We start from the raw sequence: 8,037 nt of genomic DNA on the forward strand, positions 1-8,037 counted from the left end.
GCCGGCGTACGTAGCCGCGATGCTCGAACGCGAGCAGTCCGTCTCCACGTACCTTGTGGATGATCTCCCGGAGCAGGCCGTTGAGGAGGGCCACGTTGGTGCCCGGGCGGACCGCCAGATGGACGTCGGCCTCGCGGGCGACGGGGGTCTCGCGCGGGTCGACGGCCAGCAGCGCGGGCGGGTCGGTGCCGCGGCGGCGGTCGAGCATCCGGCTCCAGAGCACGGTCTGGGTGGCGGCGACGTTGTGGCCCCAGAGGGCGAGCGCGTCGCAGTGGTCGACGTCCGCGTACGAGCCGGGCTGCCCGTCCGTGCCGAAGGTGGCCTTCAGCGACGAGGCCGCCGTGGCCGTGCAGAGCCGGGTGTTGCCGTCCATGTGCGGGGTGCCGATGCCGGCCTTGCCGATGACCGCGAGCGCGTAGTACTCCTCGAGGAACAGCTGGCCGGTGGTGTAGAAGCCGAACCGGCCCCAGCCGCCGGGCCCGTCGAGCAGCTCGCGGGAGCGGTCGACGATCCGGCCCATCGCCGTGTCCCAGTCGGTCTCGACCAGCCGGCCGCCCTCGCGGACCAGCGGCCGGGTGAGCCGGTCGGGGCTGTTGTTCGCCTGCCAGCCGTAGAGGTCCTTCGGGCCGAGCCGGCCGTGGTTGACGCGGTCGACGGCGCGCCCGCGTACCCCGGCGATGCGGCCGTCCTTGACCGCGATGTCCATCGCGTCGCCGTTGGAGTGCAGCAGCGACGCCGCCTGGACCCACCGGTCGACGTCGCCCTCGCTCAGGCCCTCGGCGAGCTGCAGGTCGACCCGCACCGGCCAGGCCGCACCGGGTCCGTAGGGCGTGCGGTCACCCCACGGATCCGCGATCCGGTCGGTCGTCACTTCTCGCCGAGCTTCCGGGCCAGCTCGTCGCGGCCCATCTTGGAGCGCCCAGGCAGGTCGCGGCGCTTCGCCAGCTCGTACAACTCGGCCCTGGTCTTGGGTGAGCTGCCGCCGGTCCGCTTACGCTGCGCGACGGCGGCGCCCTGCTTGCCCAGCGCGGTGCGGGTCTTCGCGGGCATCTTCGAGATCGACTTCTTGGCTCGCGCACCGGCCTGCGCCTTACGTACGTTCGACCGGGCGGCCTTGGTCTGTCTGGTGGTAGCCATCCCTGCCGGTTACCCCACGCGTAGGCGCTCAACCACGAGTCGCCCGAGGCGGCCATCGTGGACGGTGCGCTCCGCCGACCCGGTCGGAAAGGCTCACCCAGCGTGGCGCCGCATAAGTGAACGCGCCTTTGGGAAGATTGTGGCTCATGAGAACCCTGGGGCTCGGCACGGTCGTGCTGGCCGCGGCGCTCGCGCTGGCGGGTTGCGGTGGTCCGGGCGGCCGGGAGGACGCGGCCGCGGCCGTCGCGGTCCGGTTGCTGGACGCGGTCGACCAGGGCGACGGCGACGCCGCCTGCGCGACGCTGGCACCCGAGACGCTCGCCGACCTGGAGCAGTCGGCCGACCAGCCGTGCGCGGAGGCGATCCTCGGCGAGGACCTGCCCGGGCCGGGGCAGGTGACCACCACGAACGTGTACGGCCAGTGGGCGCAGGTGCGGCTCGACACCGACACCGTGTTCCTGGCCGTCTTCCGGGGCGGCTGGCGCGTGGTCGCGGCCGGCTGCGAGCCGCGCGGTGACCGGCCGTACGACTGCACACTGCAGGGAGGCTGACATGCGCGTGCTGTTCGTGACGCTGCTCGTGTTCGTGACGCTCGGGCTCGCGTACATCATCGTGCTGGGGGTGCTGCACCGGTGAAGCGCTTCCTGAAGGAGAACTCCCTCGGCCTGGTCTTCGGCGTCCTGTTCCTGATCGTGCTGGTCGGGCAGGCGTTCGCCGGGCACGCCAACTTCAACCAGGAGCAGGTGGCGGAGGGGCTCGAGCCGATCTCGCTCGGCCGGTACGTGACGTCGGCCAGCTTCGGCACCGACGTCTCGGAGAACTGGCAGTCCGAGTACCTCCAGTTCTTCCTCTACATCTTCCTCACCGTGTGGCTGGTCCAGAAGGGCTCGCCGGAGTCCAAAGAGCTCGACAAGGTGGGCCGCGAGACGCACGAGGAACAGAAGATGGGCGAGCACGCCCAGCCGGAGTCACCGCGGTGGGCCCGTGAGCCGGGCGCGCGGCGGCTGCTGTTCTCCAACTCCCTCGGGCTGGTGATGGGCGCCATCTTCATCGGCTCCTGGACGGCCCAGTCCATCGCCGGCGTCGCCGCCTACAACGAGCAACAGCTGAGCAAGCTGGAGAACACGGTCTCGTGGGGCCGCTACCTGGGTGAGCCCGACTTCTGGAACCGGACACTGCAGAACTGGCAGTCGGAGCTGCTGGCGGTCGCCTCGATGGTCATCCTCTCGATCTACCTGCGACAGCGGGGATCCCCGGAGTCCAAACCGGTCGGCTCCTCCCACGAAACGACGGGCGTCGAAGGCTGAACAGGTGGGTATCCACCACGCGTGCGACTACGACGCAGCGACAGCAGTCGGCCCGGCTACGGCCGGCGGCGCCGCGGGAGCGGTTTCAGCTACCTGTGTCCCGACGGCGCCGCGCTCACCGACGCCGGTGAGCTGGAGCGGATCCGCGCGCTGGTGATCCCGCCGGCCTGGCGCGACGTGTGGATATGCACCGACCCGCGCGGCCACATCCAGGCGACGGGCGTCGACGCGGCCGGCCGGCGACAGTACCGCTACCACGACGCCTGGCGGGCGCGGCGGGACGCGGCGAAGTTCGACCACGTGCTCGAGGTGGGCGCCCACCTGCCCGAGATCCGGTCGGCGGTGGACGGACACCTGACCCAGCGGGGCGCCACCCGCGACCGCGTGCTGGCCGCCGCGGTGCGCCTGCTCGACGTCGGCTGCTTCCGGATCGGCGGTGAGGAGTACGCGAACGGCGACGACGCCAGCTTCGGGCTCGCCACCGTCCGGCGCGAGCACGTGCGCCTCACCAACGGGGTGGTCCGGTTCTGCTACCCGGCGAAGGGCGGTCAGGAGCGCACCCTCGACGTGCGTGACGACGACGTGCGCGCGGTGGTCCGTACCCTGCTCGCCCGCCCCGACGACCAGCCCGAGCTGCTCGCCTTCCGGCGGGGACGGGAGTGGGTCGACGTGCGCAGCGCGGACGTCAACGCGTACCTCCGCGAGATCAGCGGCATAGAGATCACCGCCAAGGACTTCCGCACGTGGAACGGCACGGTGCTGGCCGCGGTCGCGCTGGCCGTCGACGAGGCCGGTGCCCGCCCCGGGCGGTCCGCCGTCGCCCGGAGGAGAGCCGTGCCGGCGGCGATCCGCGAGGTGGCCGACTACCTGGGCAACACACCGACGGTCGCGCGCGCGTCCTACGTCGACCCGCGCGTCGTCGACCGGTTCGTCGACGGCGTCACGATCGAGCTGGACGACGCCGCGCCGGACCTCGACGACCGGGCGGTCCGCGCCACGATCGAGGCGGCCGTGCTCGACCTGCTGCGCTGACCGCTCAGACCCGCAGCTCCCGTTTGAGCAGCTTGCCCGTGGCGCTCTTGGGCAGGGCGGCCATGACCCGGACCTCGCGCGGGCACTTGTAGTCCGCCAGCCGCTCCCGGCAGTACGCGATCAGCTCCGCGGTGTCCAGGTCGGCGCCGGGGCGGACCGTGACCACCGCGACGATCTCCTCGCCGACGCGCTCGTCCGGCCGGCCGATCACCGCCGCCTCGAGGACGGCCGGGTGACCGTAGAGGACCTCCTCCACCTCGCGCGGGTAGACGTTGAAGCCGCCCCGGATGATCAGGTCCTTGATCCGGTCGACCACGTAGAGGAAGCCGTCCGCGTCCCGGTAGCCGAGGTCGCCCGTGTGCAGCCAGCCGTCCCGGATCGCCTCCGCGGTCGCCGCCGGGTTGTCGTGGTAGCCCTTCATCACGACGTGGCCGCGGACCAGCAGCTCACCGACCTCGCCGGTGGGCACCTCGGCGCCGCCGCCGGGTGCCGCGACGCGCACGTCGACGCCCCAGATCGGCCGGCCGATCGAGCGGACGCGGCGGTCGTCGACGCTCGGGTTCATCGTCGCGGTGCTGCCGGTCTCCGACAGCCCGTAGCCCTCCAGCACCGTGATGCCGAACTTCTCCTCGACGCCCTTGAGCACGGCCTCCGGCATCGACGCGCCGCCGCACGAGCCGATCCGCAGCGCCGACAGGTCGCGGCCGGTGGTGTCGGCGTTGAGCAGCGCGTGGTACATGGTCGGCACGCCGGCCAGCACGCTGACCCGGTGGCGGTGCAGCGCGTCGAGGACCAGGTCGACGTCGAACTTCGGGACGGCCACGATCGTGCCGCCCAGCCGGATCGCGACGTTGACGACGCTCGACAGGCCGTACACGTGGAAGAACGGCAGGACCGCGAGCGAGACGTCGTCGGGGCGCGTGTCGAACCGGTCGCCGGACAGCGAGCAGTTCAGGTAGAGCTGGAAGTGGGTCAGCTCGGCGCCCTTCGGCCGGCCGGTGGTGCCGCTCGTGTAGATGATGACCGCGGTGTCGTCGGCGTTGGTGGTCGCCGCCCACGGGAGCGGGTCCGGCGCGCCCAGATAGTCGGGTCGGTCGGCGTTCAGCACGGGTACGCCGGCGTCCGCGACCGCCGCGGCGGACAGGTCGCCGGCGACCACCGCGCGGGCGCCGCTGTCGGCCAGGATGTGCGCGGCCTCGCCGGCCTTGAGCAGCGGGTTCATCGGCACCGCCACGAGGCCGGCCTTGAGGATGCCGAAGTAGCACTCGAGGAACTCGACCCGGTTGGGCAGCATCAGCGCGACCCGGTCGCCGCGGGACGCGTACCGCAGCAGCCCGGTGGCGGCCCGGTCGGCGGCTTCGTCCAGCTCGGCATAGCTGACCTTGCGGTCGCCGAAGATCACGGCGGTCCTGGTGGGGTCGCGGCGGGCGGACTCGCGGAGGATCACGCTGAGGTTGAAGGACATGGGCGCCTCCCCGATGGTCTTCGTCGCATTCTGCCGCCGCCGGCCCGACACGTCGAGGTCCGCCGATGTGTCCTGTGGCGGGCCGGTCACTCTGCGCGGCGTGTGACACGCGGCGGGGCGGCGGCGCTCTCTTTCCCGTGAAGCTGGACCTGACGGAGCCCGCGGTGAGCACCGGCGCCGCCGACCTCTCCGCCGCCGTCGCCGCCGCTCAGGAGGGCGACGAGCGCGCCTTCCGGGAGCTGTTCCGCGCGGTTCAGCCGGCCCTGCTGCGCTACCTGCGGGGGCTGATCGGCGAGGACGCCGAGGACGTGGCGTCCGAGACCTGGCTGCAGGTCTGCCGGGACCTGCCCCGGTTCGCCGGCGACTACGCCAACTTCCGCGCCTGGACCGTGACCATCGCCCGGCACCGCGCGCTCGACCACGCCCGCAAGCTGCGCCGCCGGCCGAGCGTGCCGGTCCCGGTCGAGGCGCTCGCCGACCTGGCCAGCGGCGCCGACACCGAGCACGAGGCCGCCGACGCGGTGGCCACCGGTGCCGCCGTCGCGCTGATCGCCACGCTGCCGCCGCAGCAGGCCGAAGCCGTGCTGCTACGGGTCGTGATGGGGCTCGACGCCGAGACCGTCGGGCAGATCCTGGGCAAGCGGCCGGGCGCGGTGCGCACCGCCGCCTACCGGGGGCTGCGCCGGCTCGCCGCCGTCATGCCCGAGGATTCGCCATGACCGGGCGGGGATGGCCGGACCGCGCCGCCGCCGAACACCTCCTCGACGGCGGGGAAGCCGGCACGCCGCTGGGTCGCGTGCTGATCGCGGCGCGCGGGCCGGCCGGGCCGCACGAGCTTGCCGGCGAGCCCGAGGCCGCGGCGGCGTTCCGCACCGCCGACCGGTCGGCCGCCCGGCCGGTGCGGGCCCGGCGCACGCTGTCGCGGCTGCTGGCGTTCAAGGTCGCCATCGCCGGCACGCTGCTGACCGGGTCGGGCCTCGCCGTCGCCAGCGCGACCGGCACGCTGCCGGTGCCGGCACGCGGGCCCGCACCACGACCCGCGCCCGTGGCACCGGCCCGGCCGGCGGTTCCGGCCGTCGACGGGCGCGAGGGTGCGACGCGGACGCCGGAGCCGCAGCAACCCGTCGGGGCGACGAAGAAGCCCAAGGGTCCCGACGAGCACGCGCGGTCACCACACCCGCGGCGCAACAGCGCGAACCCGAATCCGGGAAAGAGGACGCCGAACCCAGCCGGGCGCGGCGATGAGCACTGACGTCTTCGTCGACCGGACCGGGCGGCGCCGGCGGGTCCTCGCCTGGCTCGCCGTGACATCGGCCGCCGTCCTGGTCGGCGCGCTCGGGCTGCTCGCCGCCGGCCTGCTCACCGGGTCGCCGTTGCCGCTTCCCGGCTGGACCGGCGGGACGCCCGAGCCGGAGTCGGCCGTGATCGGGCCCGCTCCCCCGCCGGCCGTGCGACCCACCGCGAAGCCGGCCTCGGACTCGCCGGCCGGCCGGTCCAGCAGCTCAGTGACCACAGGCCCGGCCGCCACCACGAGCCCGGCCGACAAGCCCGGTCGGGGCATCGGGCGGGGCAACCGGCCGACCGACAAGCCGGGAAACCCGAAGTCCAAGGCCGGTTGATGACCGCCGGGCACCGGCCGCGCCACATCGCGCGGCGTGACCCGCGTGCGCACTGGCTGCTGTTCGCGCTGGGCGGGGTCGTGCTGCTCGCCGGCCTCGCGTTCGCCGGCTACGCCCGCGGCGGAGGCGGCGGCTCGGGCCGGCCCGACCCGACCGTGCCGGCCGCGGCCCCGCTGGACGGGCCGTTCGTCCGCGCCGACCCGCGCGGGCTCGCGACGCGCTCGCTGCCCGACCGGACGATCGCGCTCACCTTCGACGACGGTCCCGACCCGCGGTGGACGCCGCAGGTGCTCGACGTGCTGCGCAGGCACGGCGTACCCGCGACGTTCTTCGCGGTCGGCGCCCAGGTCGACGAGGAGCCGGAGCTGGCGCGGCGGATCGTGGCCGAGGGGCATGACCTCGGCTCGCACACGTTCACCCACGCCGACCTCAGCAGCGCCGCGACCTGGCACCGGCACCTCGAGCTGGCGCTGACCCGCAACGCGATCGCGGGGGCGACCGCGCGCCAGGCACCGCTGTTCCGGCCGCCGTTCTCGTCGCGCCCCGGCGACGTGACCGCGGCCGACCTGTCCGCGCTGCGGGACGCCACCGCCCAGGGCCAGATCGCGGTGCTCGCCGACCTGGACTCCAACGACTGGCGCCGGCCCGGCGTGGACGCGATCGTGCGGGCCGCGCAGCCGGCGGGTGGCGCGGGTGCGGTGGTCCTGCTGCACGACGGCGGCGGCGACCGGTCGCAGACCGTGGCGGCGCTGGACCAGCTGATCCCGTTGCTGAAGAACCAGGGCTACCGGTTCACGACGGTCTCGGCGGCGCTCGGCGTGCCGGCGCGGCCCGCGTCGGCGGGCGACCGGTGGCGGGGCACGGCGCTGCGCTGGTTCCAGGCCCTCGGCGGCGGCCTGGCCACCGTCATGACCTGGCTGCTCGCGGTGGCGCTGGTGCTCGGCGCCGGCCGGCTCGCGGTCCAGGCCGGCTGCGCCTGGTGGTACGCGCGGCGGCGCCGGCCACCCGCGCGCGGCGTCTGGGCGCCGGTGTCGGTGATCGTGCCGGCGTACAACGAGGCCGCCAACATCCGGGCGACCGTGCTGTCGCTGGTCGGCGGCGACCATCCGGCGGTCGAGGTGATCGTCGTGGACGACGGCTCCACGGACGGGACGGCCGACATCGTCGCGCGGCTGGGCGTGCCGGGCGTGCGGGTGGTCCGGCAACGCAACGCGGGCAAGCCGGCGGCGCTCAACACCGGCATCGCGTACGCCCGGTCGGAGCTGCTCGTCCTCGTCGACGGCGACACGGTCTTCGAGCCCGAGACGATCCACCGCCTGGTGCAGCCGTTCGCGGACCCGCGGGTGGGCGCGGTGTCCGGCAACGCGAAGGTGGCCAACCGTGAGCTCGATCGCGGTCGCGGCAGTCCGGAAGCAGACCCGTACCCCGGACGGCTGGGCCTCGACCAGGTGCAGTTGCGGATCCGGGCTCTGCGCGC

10 protein-coding genes are annotated in these 8,037 nt (G+C 74.1%); 7 read left to right on the forward strand and 3 right to left on the reverse strand.

The window, feature by feature from the left end; translation table 11 throughout:
• Both AB0H87_RS34305 and AB0H87_RS34310 read right to left on the reverse strand, forming a co-directional pair.
• Positions 1-871 (reverse strand): molybdopterin-dependent oxidoreductase (locus AB0H87_RS34305; protein WP_360155361.1); only part of this gene is annotated, 871 nt, incomplete at its 3' end.
• Entirely contained in the window at positions 868-1,137 is a 270-nt protein-coding gene (locus AB0H87_RS34310) for a hypothetical protein (RefSeq protein WP_360155364.1), read from the reverse strand. The genes AB0H87_RS34310 and AB0H87_RS34305, both read right to left, overlap by 4 nt.
• Positions 1,138-1,283: 146 nt before the next feature.
• Here AB0H87_RS34310 and AB0H87_RS34315 point away from each other — a divergent pair, with 146 nt between their 5' ends.
• The 3 genes from AB0H87_RS34315 (at position 1,284) to AB0H87_RS34325 (ending at position 3,476) form a co-directional block, all read left to right on the forward strand.
• Positions 1,284-1,688: a hypothetical protein gene (locus AB0H87_RS34315; RefSeq protein ID WP_360155367.1), complete on the forward strand. Its 405-nt coding sequence runs from the start codon at positions 1,284-1,286 to the stop codon at positions 1,686-1,688.
• 81 nt (positions 1,689-1,769) lie between these two features.
• On the forward strand, positions 1,770-2,444 hold the full coding sequence (locus AB0H87_RS34320; RefSeq protein ID WP_360155370.1) for a DUF6766 family protein: 675 nt from the start codon (positions 1,770-1,772) through the stop codon (positions 2,442-2,444).
• 21 nt (positions 2,445-2,465) lie between these two features.
• Positions 2,466-3,476 carry a DNA topoisomerase IB gene (locus AB0H87_RS34325; RefSeq protein WP_360155373.1) on the forward strand — a complete coding sequence of 337 codons (1,011 nt, stop codon included), beginning with the start codon at positions 2,466-2,468 and terminating at the stop codon, positions 3,474-3,476.
• Positions 3,477-3,480: 4 nt separating this feature from the next.
• Here the strand turns inward: AB0H87_RS34325 and AB0H87_RS34330 are convergent, their stop codons facing one another.
• On the reverse strand, positions 3,481-4,941 hold the full coding sequence (locus AB0H87_RS34330) for a long-chain fatty acid--CoA ligase (protein ID WP_360155376.1): 1,461 nt from the start codon (positions 4,939-4,941) through the stop codon (positions 3,481-3,483).
• Between the two features lie 137 nt (positions 4,942-5,078).
• On the opposite strand from AB0H87_RS34330, the gene AB0H87_RS34335 reads away from it, so the two are divergent.
• The 4 genes from AB0H87_RS34335 to AB0H87_RS34350 all read left to right on the forward strand — a co-directional run.
• A complete protein-coding gene (locus AB0H87_RS34335; RefSeq protein WP_360155379.1) occupies positions 5,079-5,660 on the forward strand; it encodes an RNA polymerase sigma factor in 582 nt (193 codons plus the stop codon).
• Positions 5,657-6,193 (forward strand): hypothetical protein, encoded by a 537-nt coding sequence (locus AB0H87_RS34340; RefSeq protein WP_360155382.1) that lies wholly within the window; start codon positions 5,657-5,659, stop codon positions 6,191-6,193. Before AB0H87_RS34335 ends, AB0H87_RS34340 begins: the two co-directional genes overlap by 4 nt.
• Positions 6,183-6,560, forward strand: a complete 378-nt coding sequence (locus tag AB0H87_RS34345) for a hypothetical protein (RefSeq protein ID WP_360155385.1) — start codon at positions 6,183-6,185, stop codon at positions 6,558-6,560. Before AB0H87_RS34340 ends, AB0H87_RS34345 begins: the two co-directional genes overlap by 11 nt.
• On the forward strand, positions 6,560-8,037 hold a 1,478-nt coding region (locus tag AB0H87_RS34350), incomplete at its 3' end, for a glycosyltransferase (protein ID WP_360155388.1). The genes AB0H87_RS34345 and AB0H87_RS34350, both read left to right, overlap by 1 nt.

The organism is Asanoa sp. NPDC050611 (genome assembly GCF_040654855.1).
Classification (GTDB): Bacteria; Actinomycetota; Actinomycetes; order Mycobacteriales; family Micromonosporaceae; genus Asanoa.

Coding starts and splice junctions, on each gene's coding strand:
- AB0H87_RS34310 (WP_360155364.1), bottom strand. CDS start 1,137: ATGGCTACCACCAGACAGACCAAGGCCGCCCGGTCGAACGTACGTAAG.
- AB0H87_RS34315 (WP_360155367.1), top strand. CDS start 1,284: ATGAGAACCCTGGGGCTCGGCACGGTCGTGCTGGCCGCGGCGCTCGCG.
- AB0H87_RS34330 (WP_360155376.1), bottom strand. CDS start 4,941: ATGTCCTTCAACCTCAGCGTGATCCTCCGCGAGTCCGCCCGCCGCGAC.
- AB0H87_RS34340 (WP_360155382.1), top strand. CDS start 5,657: ATGACCGGGCGGGGATGGCCGGACCGCGCCGCCGCCGAACACCTCCTC.
- AB0H87_RS34345 (WP_360155385.1), top strand. CDS start 6,183: ATGAGCACTGACGTCTTCGTCGACCGGACCGGGCGGCGCCGGCGGGTC.